General features: G+C 69.2%; 14 protein-coding genes, 1 tRNA gene and 1 pseudogene. 8 read left to right on the top strand and 8 right to left on the bottom strand.

The annotated features are described in order from the left end of the window. Positions 1 to 15: 15 nt before the first annotated feature. A complete protein-coding gene (locus tag ABZ808_RS22525; protein ID WP_357009752.1) occupies positions 16 to 498 on the bottom strand; it encodes a hypothetical protein in 483 nt (160 codons plus the stop codon). Between the two features lie 636 nt (positions 499 to 1,134). Here ABZ808_RS22525 and ABZ808_RS22520 point away from each other — a divergent pair. The 3 genes and pseudogenes from ABZ808_RS22520 to ABZ808_RS22510 form a co-directional block, all read left to right on the top strand. Next, positions 1,135 to 1,752: pseudogene (locus tag ABZ808_RS22520) on the top strand (hypothetical protein); the annotation flags it as partial. A gap of 26 nt (positions 1,753 to 1,778) precedes the next feature. Then, the gene (locus ABZ808_RS22515; protein WP_357009749.1) at positions 1,779 to 2,756 is read left to right on the top strand and encodes an ArsA-related P-loop ATPase; all 978 of its coding nucleotides are present in this window, start codon (positions 1,779 to 1,781) and stop codon (positions 2,754 to 2,756) included. Between the two features lie 54 nt (positions 2,757 to 2,810). Next, positions 2,811 to 3,962 carry an ArsA-related P-loop ATPase gene (locus ABZ808_RS22510; RefSeq protein ID WP_357009746.1) on the top strand — a complete coding sequence of 384 codons (1,152 nt, stop codon included), beginning with the start codon at positions 2,811 to 2,813 and terminating at the stop codon, positions 3,960 to 3,962. Positions 3,963 to 3,968: 6 nt separating this feature from the next. On the opposite strand, the gene ABZ808_RS22505 is transcribed toward ABZ808_RS22510, so the two are convergent. Beyond that, positions 3,969 to 4,289, bottom strand: coding sequence for a WhiB family transcriptional regulator (locus ABZ808_RS22505; protein ID WP_030328078.1), 321 nt, complete (start codon positions 4,287 to 4,289; stop codon positions 3,969 to 3,971). Positions 4,290 to 4,693: 404 nt separating this feature from the next. Here ABZ808_RS22505 and ABZ808_RS22500 point away from each other — a divergent pair, with 404 nt between their 5' ends. Beyond that, positions 4,694 to 7,141: a transglycosylase domain-containing protein gene (locus ABZ808_RS22500; RefSeq protein WP_357009743.1), complete on the top strand. Its 2,448-nt coding sequence runs from the start codon at positions 4,694 to 4,696 to the stop codon at positions 7,139 to 7,141. A gap of 167 nt (positions 7,142 to 7,308) precedes the next feature. Here the strand turns inward: ABZ808_RS22500 and ABZ808_RS22495 are convergent, their stop codons facing one another. Then, a complete protein-coding gene (locus tag ABZ808_RS22495; protein WP_357009741.1) occupies positions 7,309 to 7,764 on the bottom strand; it encodes a GatB/YqeY domain-containing protein in 456 nt (151 codons plus the stop codon). Positions 7,765 to 7,789: 25 nt separating this feature from the next. Between ABZ808_RS22495 and ABZ808_RS22490 the strand changes: the two genes are divergently transcribed. Then, positions 7,790 to 8,683 carry a metallophosphoesterase gene (locus tag ABZ808_RS22490; RefSeq protein ID WP_357009739.1) on the top strand — a complete coding sequence of 298 codons (894 nt, stop codon included), beginning with the start codon at positions 7,790 to 7,792 and terminating at the stop codon, positions 8,681 to 8,683. A gap of 156 nt (positions 8,684 to 8,839) precedes the next feature. On the opposite strand, the gene ABZ808_RS22485 is transcribed toward ABZ808_RS22490, so the two are convergent. Next, a complete protein-coding gene (locus ABZ808_RS22485; RefSeq protein WP_357009737.1) occupies positions 8,840 to 9,676 on the bottom strand; it encodes a transposase family protein in 837 nt (278 codons plus the stop codon). A gap of 319 nt (positions 9,677 to 9,995) precedes the next feature. On the opposite strand from ABZ808_RS22485, the gene ABZ808_RS22480 reads away from it, so the two are divergent. Both ABZ808_RS22480 and ABZ808_RS22475 read left to right on the top strand, forming a co-directional pair. Next, on the top strand, positions 9,996 to 10,967 hold the full coding sequence (locus ABZ808_RS22480) for an IS30 family transposase (protein WP_357009735.1): 972 nt from the start codon (positions 9,996 to 9,998) through the stop codon (positions 10,965 to 10,967). Between the two features lie 107 nt (positions 10,968 to 11,074). Next, positions 11,075 to 11,151 (top strand) — tRNA-Pro (locus ABZ808_RS22475). Between the two features lie 359 nt (positions 11,152 to 11,510). Here the strand turns inward: ABZ808_RS22475 and ABZ808_RS22470 are convergent. The 4 genes from ABZ808_RS22470 to ABZ808_RS22455 all read right to left on the bottom strand — a co-directional run bounded on the left by ABZ808_RS22470 (position 11,511) and on the right by ABZ808_RS22455 (position 13,651). Then, positions 11,511 to 11,963 carry a hypothetical protein gene (locus ABZ808_RS22470; RefSeq protein WP_357009733.1) on the bottom strand — a complete coding sequence of 151 codons (453 nt, stop codon included), beginning with the start codon at positions 11,961 to 11,963 and terminating at the stop codon, positions 11,511 to 11,513. Next, on the bottom strand, positions 11,941 to 12,327 hold the full coding sequence (locus ABZ808_RS22465) for a hypothetical protein (RefSeq protein ID WP_357009731.1): 387 nt from the start codon (positions 12,325 to 12,327) through the stop codon (positions 11,941 to 11,943). The genes ABZ808_RS22470 and ABZ808_RS22465 overlap by 23 nt, the downstream gene beginning before the upstream one ends. Before the next feature lie 211 nt (positions 12,328 to 12,538). After that, the gene (locus tag ABZ808_RS22460; protein WP_357009728.1) at positions 12,539 to 13,129 is read right to left on the bottom strand and encodes a DinB family protein; all 591 of its coding nucleotides are present in this window, start codon (positions 13,127 to 13,129) and stop codon (positions 12,539 to 12,541) included. Positions 13,130 to 13,177: 48 nt separating this feature from the next. Beyond that, on the bottom strand, positions 13,178 to 13,651 hold the full coding sequence (locus ABZ808_RS22455; protein WP_357009724.1) for a hypothetical protein: 474 nt from the start codon (positions 13,649 to 13,651) through the stop codon (positions 13,178 to 13,180). Positions 13,652 to 13,805: 154 nt separating this feature from the next. Here ABZ808_RS22455 and ABZ808_RS22450 point away from each other — a divergent pair, with 154 nt between their 5' ends. After that, positions 13,806 to 15,092, top strand: a complete 1,287-nt coding sequence (locus ABZ808_RS22450; protein WP_357009721.1) for an MFS transporter — start codon at positions 13,806 to 13,808, stop codon at positions 15,090 to 15,092. The last annotated feature ends 234 nt before the right edge of the window (positions 15,093 to 15,326 follow it).

The raw sequence follows: 15,326 nt of genomic DNA, 5'->3' as shown, positions 1-15,326 counted from the left end.
TCGTCGAGGCACAGCCTACGGTCCGCTTGCCGAGCGAGGCGCGGGACGCTGCTCCGGCGTGGCTGGCAGCTCCCCACAGGGCCCCTCGTGTCCGTACCCCTGGGGGCAGCGCGACCGGTCGGGCAGCAGCAGGTCGCAGAAGACCCGGTACCGGTTGTTCTGGTCGTCGGCGTCCGACACGGTGGTCTCGCCGGCGTCCAGCTCCGGCAGGAACCCCAGGGACACCGCGACCCGACCGGCCAGCGCGGTCGCCGCCGCCAGGTCGGGGACTCGGATCGGCAGGTGGATGACGAAGCCCGGCTCGTCGTCGTCCCGCCGCTCGACGGATCGACTCGGCTCGCGGACCACCTCCGGCGGCTCCGGAACCCGGCGGTACGACCGCTCGTTGATCGGCAGGTTGCCGAGCGACCCACCGGCTGCCTCGCCCACCGACCCGGGCCGGCGCAGCCGGTCGTTTGTCGGAAACTGGGTGCGAGGGATGTTGTCCGCGTCGCGCATGCACTTCCTCCGGTCGAACCTCTCGGGTCACGCCTCCGGCCGGGCCATCCAGCGTCCGGCCCCCGCACCGGGACGAAGGTAGGTCTGCGGGGGCAGTCCCGCCAACAGGACGCGCACATCAACGCCCTAAAGTCACATATGCGACAGATCGCATGCGGGGAGCCAGCGGTGTCCGAAGCGGCAGTCCCGTCGACCGGATCCGTGACCCGCGCGGCGCGATATGGGCCATACCAACCGGGCGATCGACCGCTACCCTTCCCGTCGGACGGTCGCGAGCAGCGCCCGGCCGCCCGCTCGATCACGCTCGGCGCCCGGGATGGCGGCCGGGCATCGCACCCTCGGGGGAACGAGATGACCCAACCGCCCAGCGGCGACCAGACCGGCCCGCGCGCCCTCCCGGCGGCCCACCCGGATCCCGCCGGTCAACCCGGCGATCCCACCGTCCCCCCGCAGCCCGACGCACCGGCCGTTCCCGGTCAGCCGGCCATCGCCGCGCAGTCGGGGACGGCCGCGCAGCCCGGCCCGCTCGCTCTTCCGGCCCAGCCCACCCCGCCCACGCTCCCCGCGCAGGCGGGTCCTCCCACCCAGCCCGGCGCACCCGGCGACGCCCCGCACCCGCACCCCGGGGCTCCGGCGAGCGACCCATACTCCGGAGTTCCGGCCGGCGACCCATACTCCGGGGCTCCGGCGAGCGACCCGGCGGCCCAGGCACTCGGGGCCGGCACGACCCCGGCTCCGGCCACCTCCGAGCCGGGTGCGATCCCGCCAGCCCCGCCCGGCTACCCGCCGTACCAGGGCACCGCCGAGCCGAAGAAGAAGCGTGGCCTGCTGATCGCGGCCATCGCGCTCGTCGTGATCATGGTGCTCTGCGTGGGTGGCGGCGTGGTGGCGTTCCTGACCCTGCGCAACGCCGAGTCCGGTGAGGGCGCCAAGGAGCCGGCGGTCGCCGTCGACGAGTTCCTCACCGCGGTCTACAAGGATCGCAACGCCGACAAGGCGGCCAGCCACGTCTGTGCCGCCTCCCGCGACGACGACAAGATCGCCGCGAAGGTGGCTGAGGTGCAGAAGTACGCGGCCGAGTACCAGAACCCGCGCTTCAAGTGGACCACCCCCAAGGTCGACAACCAGACCGGGGACCGGGCGACGGTCTCCACCCGCGTCACCATGACCACCGCCGACGAGAAGGTGGCCGACCAGGACCTGCGCTTCACGGTGGTGCAGAAGACGGGTTGGTGGGTCTGCGAGGTCGCGTGACCCGCGACCCTGGATAGGCTCGACGGGTGCGAGCAGCTGAGCGGCCGTCCGACCCGGCCGGTACCGGATGGTCGGCCCGCCTCCACGTCGTGACCGGCAAGGGTGGCACCGGCAAGACCAGCGTGGCGGCGGCGCTTGCCATGGCGCTGGCCGCCGGCGGCCGGCGCACCCTGCTGGTGGAGGTCGAGGGGCGGCAGGGCATCGCCCAACTCTTCGGCATCGACCCGCTGCCGTACGAGGAGCGGCACCTCACCGACGCCCCGGGCGGCGGTGAGGTGCGGGCGCTCGCGGTGGACGCCGAGGAGGCCCTGCTCGAATACCTCGACATGTTCTACAAGCTGGGTGCGGCGGGACGGGCCCTGCGCAAGCTCGGCGCCATCGACTTCGCCACCACGATCGCCCCGGGTCTGCGGGACGTGCTGCTCACCGGCAAGGTGAAGGAGGCCACCACCCGCACGTCGGGGCAGCGACGCGTGTACGACGCGGTGGTGCTTGACGCACCGCCGACCGGGCGGATCGGTCGCTTCCTCAACGTCACGGCTGAGACGGCCCGGCTGGCCAAGGTCGGCCCGATCAAGACCCAGAGCGAGGGGGTCTCCGCGCTGCTGCGCTCCCCGATCACCGCGGTGCACGTGGTCACGCTGCTGGAGGAGATGCCGGTGCAGGAGACGGTGGACGCCATCGCCGACCTGACCTCCCTCGGCTTCGGGGTCGGCAAGGTGATCGTCAACGCCACCCGCCCGCCGCTGCCTGCCGGCCAGGCGGTCAGCCCGGCGGAGCTGAGGCGTGGGCTGGTCGCCGCCGGGCTGCCGGCCGACCGGGAGATCGTCGCCGGCCTGCACGGCGAGGCACGTGACCAGGTCATCCGGCGCGAGCTGGAGGATTCGCTGCGGGCCGAACTGGTGGAGCTGGGGCTGCCGATGGTCGAGTTGCCGCTGTTGCCCGAGGGGGTCGACCGGGCCGGACTCACCACCCTGGCACGGGCCCTCGTGCGGGCCGATTGACTCACACCTGATGTCGGCACAGGCGCACGGAACCAGCCGGCCCGATACGCTCGATTGGTGCCTTCCGAAGACGCGGCGCCGCAGCTGGACGTCGACCAGATCCTCGCCGACCCGGGCGTGCGGATCATCGTGTGCTGCGGTGCCGGCGGGGTGGGAAAGACGACCACGGCCGCGGCGCTGGCGCTGCGGGCCGCCGAGCACCACGGGCGGCGGACGGTGGTGCTCACCATCGACCCGGCCCGCCGGCTGGCCCAGTCGCTGGGCCTGACCGAGCTGGACAACACACCCCGTCAGGTCAAGGGGATCGACGTCGAGGCCAGCGGCGGTGAGCTGCACGCCATGATGCTGGACATGAAGCGCACCTTCGACGACGTGGTGCTGCAACACACCGATCCGACCAGGGCCGCGGAGATCTTCGCGAACCCGTTCTACCAGGCCATGAGCTCGACGTTCGCCGGCACACAGGAATACATGGCGATGGAGAAGCTGGGCCAGCTGCACGCCCGGGGCGAGTGGGACCTGATCGTGGTGGACACTCCGCCGTCCCGCTCGGCGTTGGATTTCCTGGACGCGCCGGCACGGCTCTCCCGCTTCCTCGACGGCCGGATGCTGCGACTGCTGCTGGCACCGGCGCGCAGCGGTGGGCGGAGCATGTTCAGCCTGGTCACGGCCTCCTTCGGGATGTTCTCGAAGGTGGTGCAGAAGGTTCTCGGCGCGCAACTGCTCACCGACCTGTCCGGCTTCGTGGCCGCACTGGACTCGATGTTCGGGGGCTTCCGGCAGCGGGCCGAGCAGACGTACCGCATCCTCCAGGCACGGGAGACGGCCTTCGTGCTGGTCGCGGCACCGGAGCCGGACGCGGTCCGGGAGGCCGCGTACTTCGCCGGTCGGCTGCGGGACGAGAAGATGCCGCTGGCCGGCCTGGTGCTCAACCGGGTGCACCGACCGGCGGTTCCGGAGTTGGACGCGGAGCAGAGCCGGGCCGCCGCGGAGCGGCTGACCGAGCTGGGTGGGCACGAGGCCACCGCCGAGGTGCTTCGCGCGCACGCCGCGCTGGCTCGTCAGGCGGTACGCGAGCAGCAGGTCGCCGCGCGGTTCACCGAGGCGTTCCCGGGCGTGCCGGCGGTGTCGGTGACGGCGCAGCCCGCCGACGTGCACGACGTCGACGGGCTACGGACGATCGGCGCGGCGATCAGCCGGCCGTGACGGGCGTCAGTTGGCCGCGCTGACGAGGATTTTGTCCTTGCCGGCCTTGTCCTTGCTGTTCTTCTTCATCGCCGCCTCGAACATCTTGCGCCAGCTCGTCACCTGCGGGTGACGACGCAGCAACGCTCGGCGTTCGCGTTCGGTCATGCCGCCCCACACACCGAACTCGATCCGGTTGTCCAGCGCGTCGGCCAGGCACTCGTACCGAACTGGGCAACTCCGGCAGATCCGCTTCGCCACATTCTGTTCGGCGCCCTGTACGAACAACGCGTCCGGGTCCCCGTTCTGACACGCCGCCAGCGACGGCCAGTCAGTGATCATGCCCATGTGTACACGTCCCCCCTTGCAGTACCTACCGACCTCGTTGCACGGCAGCCGGCAATTCCCCCCGATCGTTCGGCCTGCCTTCCCCAAGGCGGCACGAACGACATGTGGCGCTGTCGCCGCCATCATCATGCTCTGTAGTCGACCGATTACGCAACGTTGTCGACGAAATCCATCATTCCGGACACTCCCGGCTTCCCGGGCTTTCGACCGCCGGTTACCCCGCCGAGGTCCGTGAAAACGCTGCGCCGTTCCCTCCGATCGGAGGAGACTCACGCCAGGTCACACGCAACCTCGTACGGGGGGTCATGCGTTTAGCACAACGAGGGCAGCGCACGCAGGAAATGGGGAAAGAACGCCCCAGCGCCCCTCGTTCCCTACTCGCGTACCCTGTCGAGGTGACCTGGATGCGGAAACGTGACCACAATGTGCTGACCAACGCCGCATCGCTGCTCATCTGTGGCCTGTTGGCTGGCGTGGTGGTCGCTGCGGCGGCCTTCCCCGCGGTGGCGATGTCCGGCTTGGCCGCCAAGGCCGGTGCCGAGACCTTCGGTAATTTGCCCACGGAGCTGACGGTGGCCCGCGCGCCGCAGATCAGCTACCTGCTGGCCTCGGACGGCAAGACGCCGCTCGCGACGATGTACGACGAGAACCGGCGCGACGTGAAGCTCGCCGACATCTCCGAGCCCATGCAGAAGGCCATCATCGCGGCCGAGGACCACGACTTCTACAAGCACAACGGCGTCGACATCAACGGTGTCGCCCGCGCGTTCGTCAACAACCAGAACGAGAGCGCCGGGCGCCAGGGCGCCTCGACGCTGACCATGCAGTACGTCCGGCTGGCCATCGCCTACTCGGCCACCCACCCGGCCGACGTGGTCGCCGCGACCGAGGACACCAGCGCCCGCAAGCTCCGCGAGATGCGACTGGCCCTGCAGGTCGACAAGGAGTTCTCCAAGGACGAGATCCTGACCCGCTACCTCAACCTCGCCTCGTTCGGCAACGGCGCGTACGGCATCTACGCCGCCAGCCAGGTCTACTTCGGTAAGCCGCCGAGCAAGCTCAAGATCGAGGAAGCGGCGCTGCTGGCCGGCATGGTCAAGGCTCCGACGACGAACGACCCGACCACCAAGAGCGGCTACCCGCTCGCGTTGGACCGGCGCAACTACGTCATCGACAACATGGTCAAGACCAACGCCATCACGCAGCAGGAGGCCGACGCGGCCAAGGCGACCAAGCTGGTCGTAAAGGACCGGCGCACCCCGAACGGCTGCGTCGCCGCCAACGTCAACAGCTGGGGTTTCTTCTGCGACTACTTCTACCGCTGGTGGATGCAGCAGGAGACGTTCGGCTCGACGTCATACGACCGTGAGCGCCGGTTGAAGAGCGGCGGCTACACCATCATCACGTCGATCGACGTCCAGGCGCAGAAGGGCGCGGACAAGGCGGTCCGCAAGGCCAAGAGCGAGAACAGTAAGGAAGCCGCCATGGTCGCGGTGGTCGAGCCCGGCACCGGCCGGGTCCGGGCGCTCGCGGTCAACCGGCAGTTCAAGCTCGACGACCCGAAGAACCCGAAGAACAAGATCTCCAGCGATCCCGCGAAGAGCAAGAAGAAGATCCGGGGCAACTACCCGGCGACCGTCAACCCGCTGCTCACCGGCGGCGACGGCATCACCGGCTACCAGGCCGGCTCGACCTTCAAGATCTTCACCATCCTGGCCGCGCTGGAGAAGGGTGTCCCGCTCAGCTACCCGATCAACGCGCCGCAGCAGTTCAAGTCGGAGTACAAGATTCAGCCCGGCCCGGCCGCCTGCCCCGGCACCAACCTGTACTGCCCGACCAACTCCGGCATGAAGGCCGGCGGCATCCAGAACATGTGGAGCGCCTTCGCGCAGTCGGTCAACACCTACTTCGTCCCGCTCCAGCAGCAGGTCGGCGCGGAGAACGTGATCGACGCCGCCAAGCGGGCCGGCATCCAGTTCCGCACCTCGGAAGACCTCCGACTCAGCGGCACGAAGGAGGCCGCGCACCAGTGGGGCGCCTTCACCCTTGGTGTCTCGCAGACCACTCCGCTGGACCTGGCCAACGCGTACGCGACCCTCGCGGCGGACGGCAAGTACTGCGAGCCGATCCCGGTGCAGGAGATCCGCGACCCGGAGGGCAACAAGCTGGACATCGCCAACCCGCGCTGCGAGAAGCGGTTCAGCACCGACGTGGCCCGGGCCGCCGTCGACGCCGCCCGCTGCCCGGTCGGCGACAACTCCAGGACCAGCAAGTGCGGCGGCAGCCGCACCGCCGGCGTGGTGAAGGGCATCGTCGACGCGCCGGTGGCCGGCAAGTCGGGCACCACCGACTCGGAGAAGACCGCTGCCCTGGTCGCGATGACCAAGCAGTACGCGGTGGCCGGCATCATGGCCGACCCGGACTGGCCGCAGACCAACGTCAAGATGAAGCACAAGGAGCGGGACGGCATCAACCCGCCGGTGTACGAGACGCTGCGGGACGCCATGAAGGGCAAGCCTCGGATCAACTTCGAGCCTCCGGGCCAGAAGATCTCCGAGGGTGACCAGCGCAGCATCCCCGATGTGAAGTGCCAGTCGATCGAGACCGCCAAGTCCCGGCTCAAGGGCGCTGGCTTCGTGCCGATCGTCTCCGACGGGCGGGTGACCTCGACCTGCCCGGCGGGCACCGCCGCCGGCACCAGCCCGAACAACCGCCAGATCAAGGGCGGCGTGGTCTCCATCGACGTCAGCAACGGTGGCGGCACCACACCCGGCACCACCACGCCGGGGCAACCCGGTAACGGGCCGGGCAACGGGCCTGGTCGACCCGGCGGCGGCCGACCGGGCGGCTGAGTCGCTAGGTAAAGCACGCGAAACGGGCGGACACCCCTGGAGGGTGCCCGCCCGTTCGCCTGTTCTCGACTATCGCTGCGCGCCGACGCGCCCGGCCACGCTGCAATATTCGCCGGTCTGTCTGAGGCCGAGCTGGCGGGCTCGCGCTGGCCCGATTCGCCGGTCGGTCAGAGGCCGAGCTGGCGACGTACCTCGGCGGCAACCCGACCACCCTCGGCCTGGCCCGCCACCGCGGCCTGGGCCGCCTTCATCGCCGGGCCCATCTGGGCCTTGCCGGTGAAGCCGCCCGCGGCGAGCGCCCCCGACACCAACTCGGTCAGCTCGGCCTCCGAGAGCTGCCTGGGCAGGTAGCGGTCCAGCACCTCGCCCTCGGCGGTCTCCTTCGCGGCCTGCTCGGCGCGGCCCGCGTCGGCGAAGGCGGTGGCCGCCTCCCGGCGCTTCTTGGCCTCCTTGGTGAGAACAGCGAGCACCTCGTCGTCGGTGAGCTCGCGCTTGGCCTTGCCGGCGACCTCGGCGGTGCCCACGGCGGCCAGGGCCATCCGCAGCGTGGAGGTGGTCAGTTCGTCGCGCGCCTTGAGCGCGGAACGCATGTCAGCGGTGAGGCGGTCCTTCAGCGTGCTCATGGACGGTCAAACTACCCTGAACGCCATGCGAAAGCGCACACTATTCCGTCTCGCCGCCGGAACCGCCACGCTCGGCGCGGCCACGCTCGCCTACGCGTCGCTCATCGAGCGCAACATGTTCACCCTGCGACGGTACGACGTGCCGGTGCTGCCGGCCGACGCGGAGCCGCTACGCGTGCTGCACCTGTCGGACCTGCACATGATGCCCGACCAGGCACGCAAACAGCGCTGGGTGGCGTCACTGGCCGCCCTCGACCCCGACCTGGTGGTGGTGACCGGCGACAACATGGCGCACCCGGGGGCGGTGCCGGGTGTGCTGCGGGCCCTGCAGCCGCTGCTGGATTATCCGGGCGCGTTCGTGTTCGGCTCCAACGACTACACCGGCCCGGTGTTGAAGAACCCGTTCAGCTACTTCCTGCCCGACCGGGAGTACACCGAGGGCGTCGAGCTGCCCTACGAGGAGCTGCGCCAGGTGTTCACCGGCGCCGGCTGGGCGGACCTCAACAACGCCCGGACCACCCTCAAGGCCGGCGGTCGGCAGCTCGACCTGGTCGGCGTGGACGATCCCCACATCGGCCGGGACGACTACCCGTCGGTGGCCGGCGCGGTCTCGTCCTCGGCCGACCTGTCGATCGCGCTGACGCACTCCCCCGAGCCGCGGGTGCTCGACCAGATGGCCGCGGACCGCTTCGGGCTCCTGCTGGCCGGGCATACCCACGGCGGACAGGTCTGCGTGCCCGGGTACGGGGCGCTTGTGACCAACTGCGGCCTGCCCCGCTCGATGGCGCGCGGGCTGCACCGGTGGCCCGGCTCGGACTCCTGGCTGCACGTCTCCGCCGGCCTCGGCACCCACCCGACCGCCCCGATCCGCTTCGCCTGCCCCCCGGAGGCGAGCATCCTCACCCTGATCCCCCGCTGACCCTGGCTTCTCGTCCGTCTGCCTTTCAAGATCCGCACAACTTCCGGGAGCTTGTCTCATCCTGTTTGGGCTGGTGGGGGGTGGTTGACAGGTTTGGTGGTGTGGTTGGGGTGCTGGTGGGCAGGTGTGGATCTTTAGTGGTGATCATTTGTTGGGTTAGCGGTTGATTTCGGCGTTGGTGAGGACGAGTAGGGCGCGTAGCAGGGTGGTGGCGTGGTGGCGCCAGCCGTGGCGTAGTCGGGTGAGGATGCGCCAGTTTTTGAGGTGGGCGTGGGCGTGTTCGTTGGGTGCGCGTTCGCGGCTGAGCAGGGTGTTCACGGTGTGTTGGGCGGGGGTGAGTGGGTGGTGGCGGTTGCCGCGGTGTCCGGTGATGACGGTGGGGTTGTCGGGTTGGTCGTCGAGGCGGGTGTGGATGCGGTCGCAGATGATGGCGAGGTCGTGATGGCGGAGTCGGGCGGGTAGGCGCAGGCGTTTGGCTTGGGTGGCTTCGTGGGTGCGGGCGCCGGTGGCGGCGGAGATCCAGAGCAGCCGGCCGTGGTGGTTGGTGAGGGTGAGTACGCGTAGGTGGTGGGCTTTGTGTTTGCCGCACCACAGGCGTCGTTCGGCGTGACCGGCCGGTCGGTGCACGGGTAGGCAGGTGCCGTCGAACAGCAGTGGGTCCTCATCGTTGGTGTGGGCGGCGCGGGTGAGGACCCGGTCGAGGCGGGGGGCCATCGCGGCGAGGGTGGTGATGCTCTGCCGAACCCAGCGACGCACGCTGTGATGCGATACCCCGTAGGCGGCGGCGAGGTCGGCGGGACGTTGATCATGGCGGAGTACGGCCAGCACGATGAGGGCGACCTGCTCATCGGGCAGCTTGCGCCACCGTGAGCCCACACCGCGGCGATACTGATGGATCGCTTGGGTGATCAAGGCCAGCGACTTCGTCGACAAGGGCAGATGGACCTGGTAGACCAGAGCGTGGCCCTCGGTGGGCGTGTTGTCGTGTGTCACGACCTGCAACCCTCACCGAGGGCCCCGCTATGAACCACGCGCAACGCCGGACACGGTCAAACATCCACGAGGGCAGCTGATCACCGACGAAGATCACCACGCCCTGACCAGGGTCCCGACTCCATCACCCATCCTGTCAACACCACCCGACCAGCCCAAACAGGATGAGACAAGCTCCGGGATGTAGTGCCCTCCGGGCGCCGCGAGGCCACCCCGTGCTCAGCTGGTCGTAGCAATCGATCTTGTCGTTCGTTGTCCTCTTGGCGGGGCGAATCGCTGAGAGATCGGTGGGCACGTGGCGGGTCGTAGACCGTTGACGGTGGCGGATCGGGAAGAGATCACGCGGGGTATCGCTGAGGGGTTGTCGGGTCAGCAGATCGCGGTGGTGATCGGTCGGGATCCGAGTGTGGTGTCGCGGGAGATCAGCCGGGGTGGTGGGCGGGGGTTCTATCGGGCGTGGCGTTCGCAGCGGCAGGCGCAGCGGGCGCGGCGTCGGCCGAAGCCGTGCAAGCTGGAGTTGGACGCGCGGCTGCGGGAGGTGGTGGTGGCGTTGTTGGGTGAGGGCTGGTCGCCGGATCAGGTTGCTGGGCGGTTGCGGTTGGACTATCCCGACGACGAGGCGATGCGGGTGTCACACGAGGCGATTTACACGTGGATGTACGCGTTGCCGGTCGGGGAGTTGGCCCGGCAGCACCTGCGGTTACGCAGTGGCCGCAGAAACCGTCGTCCGGCGCGTTCGGCCGCGTCGCGGGCGCCGAAGATTCCCAACCCGACGTTCATCGATCAGCGGCCCGCCCAGGCCGAGGACCGGCGGATACCCGGGCACTGGGAAGGCGACCTGATCATCGGCAAGAACGGCGCCAGTGCCACCGCCACGCTGGTGGAGCGCACCTCCCGCTTCTTGATCCTGATCCCGCTGTCCGGCCGAGACAGCCCCACCGTCACCAGCGCCGTGGCCACCGGCATCGCCGGCTTACCCGACGCCCTGCGCCGCACCCTGACCTGGGACTGCGGCACCGAGATGGCCGAACACGCCGCCCTGAGCGTCGCCGCTGACATCGACGTCTACTTCGCCCACCCCCACAGCCCCTGGGAACGCGGCACCAACGAGAGCACCAACCGCTGGATCCGCGAATACCTCCCCCGCGGCACCGTCATCCCCAACGACCACCAGCACCTCAACGCCATCGCCGACCGACTCAACAACCGACCCCGCCGTATCCTCGCCTACAAGAAACCCAAAGAAGTCTTCGCCGAGCTGCTGACCAGCCAGATTGCTTCCACCAGCTGAGCACGGGCACTAGATCCCTGAAGTTGCGCGGATCTTGGCTGCTCCAGGCGGCGGGGGTACCGAGTTTGACCATCGGAGCGGGTGGGCTACTATTTGTCGGCACGCCTCGGGGTGTGGCGCAGCTTGGTAGCGCGCTTCGTTCGGGACGAAGAGGTCGTCGGTTCGAATCCGGCCACCCCGACCAGGTCAGAGGGCACATCCGATCCATGGATGTGCCCTCTAGTGCTTCCTGGATGACTATGCCTCGGCAGCCGGCGCGAACATGACCGCCGCGCCCTAAAGCAGCACCGGCCGCCCCCGAAAGGTTGCGGGCGCAGTTGACCAAGCCCAGCGCGGCTGTCCTGGTCAACCGCTGCAAGCCCTCACCATCGACCCGACCCAGCTGCACAACCGGAACACGCCACCGCCGCCGCCTTGGCGGGCCTCGCCCGCCGAGTCACCGCACTACCGGCGGAATCACCACCCTCGGCCGGCAACTGGCACCGCTGGTCCGCCGGGCCGTGCGTGACAGACCGGTCTGGGGACTTGGCTGGCACCGTCCGGCTAGAAGATCTCTAGTTGGCCAGGGCACGGCGTGGGTGGTTCTGGCGGGGGCAGGAGGTTCGTAGCTTCGGTCGTGAGGCGGTCGAGCGTGTCGAGGGGCATGGAGATGGCGAGGTGCCAGGTTTCGTCGTCTGGGCCGATCAGAGCTGTGAGGGTGTCGTCGATGATTGACCAGTGCACCGGCGTGCCAGCACCGTCTTCGCCGAGCTGCACCGAGCGCCGTGCGTTCCAGTCGGCCTTGCGGAGAGACCGTAGGCGAGCGAGCTCACTGAGGTGGATCCAGAAGTGGAACTCCCATGACGGTGGCCCCTGCAGCATCACCATCACGACAGCAGGGTCCTCACGGTTGTCGTCGATCACCACGTTGACCATTCGGGGATGGTCGCAGACCTGCTTCGGTGGGAGCGACGAGCGGCGTGGCGGCTCGGGCTTACGGGCCTTGAACCGGGCCATCTGCTTGATGGTGCGGGTGGTTTCGATGAGGAGTAGGCCGCCGCCCGCGCCCCCTCTTGATCAGAGCACCGAACACGCCGGCGCACACAACCGAGCAGACGCCCATGACCACCGCCGCGAACGGATCACTTTTCGGGCCTGACAAGAGACCCACCGATGCAATTCCTGACCCGATGGCAAAGATGGGCAATACCATGCGCGCCGCACGGCGGTGATGACGCCGGTTGTGCTCGGCGTTAATCCGACGTTCTTTGGGACTGAGCTTGCTCTCCCACGGGGTGTTGAAGGGCCAGTTGGCGACCCAGATTATTGCAGCCAACCCCGCAATAGGCACCAGCGCCGCAAGGATGGATTTGAAGGACACGGTCTACCTCCCAGAAGCAGGGCCCGGGCTCAGTGGCTAACCGGCTGACGACCGATACACACCGCCGGACGACCGTGGCGCTTGTGGACCTTTCCGCAGCTCAGCCAACAGATCGAATCCGGCCACCCCGACCAGAGGTACGAGGGCACACCCGATTCATGGATGCGCCCTCGTGTGCCTCTCGAGTGACCAACACCTCGGGCTCAGAGGGTTATTCGAACCGGTCGGCGAGCTTCGTCAGCCTGGCGACGTACGCCGTCCAGTCATAGCCGTCGGGGATGTTGGTGTTCTCCCGCCGCAGGCCGATCACCGTGTCGTGCTGCTCGCGCATGATGTCGGCGTGACCGGCGTGACGGGCGAGATCGCACGTCACGTGCATGATGATCCTGTGCAGCGTCACGGCCTGCGCACCTGGCCGCCACCACGTCACCTGCCCCGGCGCGTCGAGCGGTAGCTCTCGGATCGTCTGATCCGCGAACGCCCCGACACGGCGATACAGGTCGATCAGCCCGTCCTTCGTCTCGTCCTCCCGCGCGTACCAGTCTGCCTGCGGGTCCTCGTCGAACGCCTGCTCGGGAACCAGTTCCTCGGGCGTGGGGAATTCGCGCCCGAAGGTGGGCCCGAAGTACCCGGCTTCGACATTGAGGCAGTGCTTGATCACGCCCAGCAGATTGTTGCCGGTCGCGGTGCGGGGCAGTCTGGCTTCGCGTTCGCTCAGCCCGTCAAGCTTCCAGATCAGGTCTTCGCGAGTCCCCTGGAGGTAGTCGTGTAACGCGGTTTTCGCATCGCCCAGGTCAGCCATGCCGGCCAGTGTTCCCTATGCGCCGAGCCATTGTGGGGCACGGGCCGGTCAGTCGTGCCGTTCGGTACGCTCGATCTCGGCGAACGCGGCAGCCAGATGGTCGTCGAGCGGCCGACCCGCAGCCGACACCAGGTCGGCGATGAGCAGCGGAGCGTGTCGGGCAACCGCCGCCGGGCTGGGCGGATGGTCGTCGTCGCCCGGGTCGTACACGCCGAGCGCCCCGGCGAGAAGCACCAGCACCACATGCGGGTCGACGTCGGAACACCATTCGGCGGCCGAACGAACGCAGCGTTCCAGCACCTGGCGGACGTCGTCACCGTCCAGCCCGTCCGGGTGGGTCTCCTCCAGCAGCAACCGGACCGCGACGCCGAGCACCAGGCCGGACCGGTCGGCGCCGGTGAGCCGCGCAACCGCCGCCTCGTACGCCGTGGGGTCGCGCTGCTGCACGGCTGCGACGGCCTCCCCGGCCGCGTTGGCGATCTCACGGGCCGATGCGGGCAGATGCCGCCAGGTCACGCTCACCGGGCCAGCATGGCAGAGCACACCGACAGCCGCCGCGCGCCCCGGCCACGGAGGACGCTGACCTGTGCACGACAGTGCCGGCGCTGGGGGCTCGGCCACGCAGGCCGGTTAAACGGTTCGCACTCCGTCGTACCCAGCGCACAGAATGCCGGACATGCTGCGCCGCTCCCTGCCCCGCCGTCCGGAAGCCCGCCGACTCCTCATCGGCACTCTGCTGTCGGCGATCGGGCGGGGCATGACCCTGCCGTTCCTGTTCATCTACCTGACCGACGTACGCGGACTCACCGACACCCGCGCCGGTCTGGTGATCGGCTGGTACGGCGTCGTCACCCTGGCCCTGTCTCCGCTGGGCGGAACGCTGATCGACCGGTTCGGCGCCCGCCGGGTGGTGATTCCCTGCCTGCTGATCGAGGCGGTCGGCACCGGCTCGCTCGCGCTGGTCCACTCGACCGGCTCGGCCCTGCTGGTGATGACGGTGATCGCCGTCGGCAGCTCGGCGATCTGGTCCGGGCAGAACACGATCCTCGCCTCGCTGACCGAAGACGACGAGCGGCAACGCGTCTTCGGGTTGAACTTCGCCCTGCTCAACCTCGGCATCGGCATCGGCGGCATGACCTCCGGCGCGATCGTCGACACGGCGCGACCGGTCACCTTCCAGACGCTCTACCTGCTGGACGCGGTGAGCTACCTGATGCCGGCAGTGATCCTGTTGACCCTGCCGGGCGTTGGCCACCGACTCGTCCACCGTTCGACCGGCGAGGGGCCGTCGTCGGGCGGCGGCTACCTCACCGTGCTCCGCGACCGCCCGTTCCGCCGGCTCGTGATCTTCGGCCTGGTCCTGACCACCTGCGGGTACGCCCAGGTCGAGGTGGGCTTCGCCGCATTCGCCGTACGGGTCGCCGAGGTGAGCCCGCGGGTGGTGGCCTGGGCGCTCGCGGCCAACACCGTGATGATCGTGCTCGCCCAACTCCTGGTGATCCGCCGGATCGAGGGGCGCAGCCGTACCGGCGCACTTGCCCTGGTGGGCGCGGTGTTCGCCACCGCCTGGTTGGTCCTCGGCGTCGCCGGCGTGGTCAGCACCGGCAATGCCCTGGTGGCAGCCCTGTGCGTGGTGGCCTGCTCGGCGATCTTCGGCTTCGGCGAGACGATGCTGTCGCCGGTGATGCCGGCGCTGACCAACGCGCTGGCCACCGACGAGCTACGCGGCCGGTACAACGCCATGAGCTCGATGATCTTCGGCATCAGTGGGGTGATCGGCCCGGTGACCGCCGGCCCACTCATCGAACTGGCGAACGGCATGGTCTGGGTGGCGGTGGTGGTCGGCGGCTGCCTGGTCGCCTCGGTCATCGCGCTCTCCCTGCGCCGGTTGCTCACCGCCGATCAGGACGGCCGCGCAACGACGACCCCGACCACCCCCGACCCAGCCCTGGCCTCCGCCTGACGCTGCGCAACCCAGCCCCGCCGCGCACCCCCCGCGACGCATCGCACCGCCCCGCCCCACACCGCATCGCCTCGACGCCTCGACGCCTCGACGCTCGCAAGATCGTGCTCGATCCTGGTTGTAGTGGCCTTCCTCCCCGCCGGAGGCCACTACTTCCATGTTCGAGCACGATCTTGCGCGGGACAGGCGGCAAGACCCGCGCACGCCGCAAGGCCTACGCAACGGCAAGGCCCG

It is taken from the genome of Micromonospora sp. NPDC047527, assembly GCF_040643015.1.
Lineage (GTDB): Bacteria > Actinomycetota > Actinomycetes > Mycobacteriales > Micromonosporaceae > Micromonospora.
This window is presented reverse-complemented; position numbering and strand designations above follow the sequence as displayed.

Coding starts and splice junctions, on each gene's coding strand:
- ABZ808_RS22505 (WP_030328078.1), bottom strand. CDS start 4,289: ATGGGCATGATCACTGACTGGCCGTCGCTGGCGGCGTGTCAGAACGGG.
- ABZ808_RS22450 (WP_357009721.1), top strand. CDS start 13,806: ATGCTGCGCCGCTCCCTGCCCCGCCGTCCGGAAGCCCGCCGACTCCTC.
- ABZ808_RS22495 (WP_357009741.1), bottom strand. CDS start 7,764: ATGAGCACGCTGAAGGACCGCCTCACCGCTGACATGCGTTCCGCGCTC.
- ABZ808_RS22460 (WP_357009728.1), bottom strand. CDS start 13,129: ATGGCTGACCTGGGCGATGCGAAAACCGCGTTACACGACTACCTCCAG.
- ABZ808_RS22525 (WP_357009752.1), bottom strand. CDS start 498: ATGCGCGACGCGGACAACATCCCTCGCACCCAGTTTCCGACAAACGAC.
- ABZ808_RS22470 (WP_357009733.1), bottom strand. CDS start 11,963: ATGGCCCGGTTCAAGGCCCGTAAGCCCGAGCCGCCACGCCGCTCGTCG.
- ABZ808_RS22490 (WP_357009739.1), top strand. CDS start 7,790: ATGCGAAAGCGCACACTATTCCGTCTCGCCGCCGGAACCGCCACGCTC.
- ABZ808_RS22500 (WP_357009743.1), top strand. CDS start 4,694: ATGCGGAAACGTGACCACAATGTGCTGACCAACGCCGCATCGCTGCTC.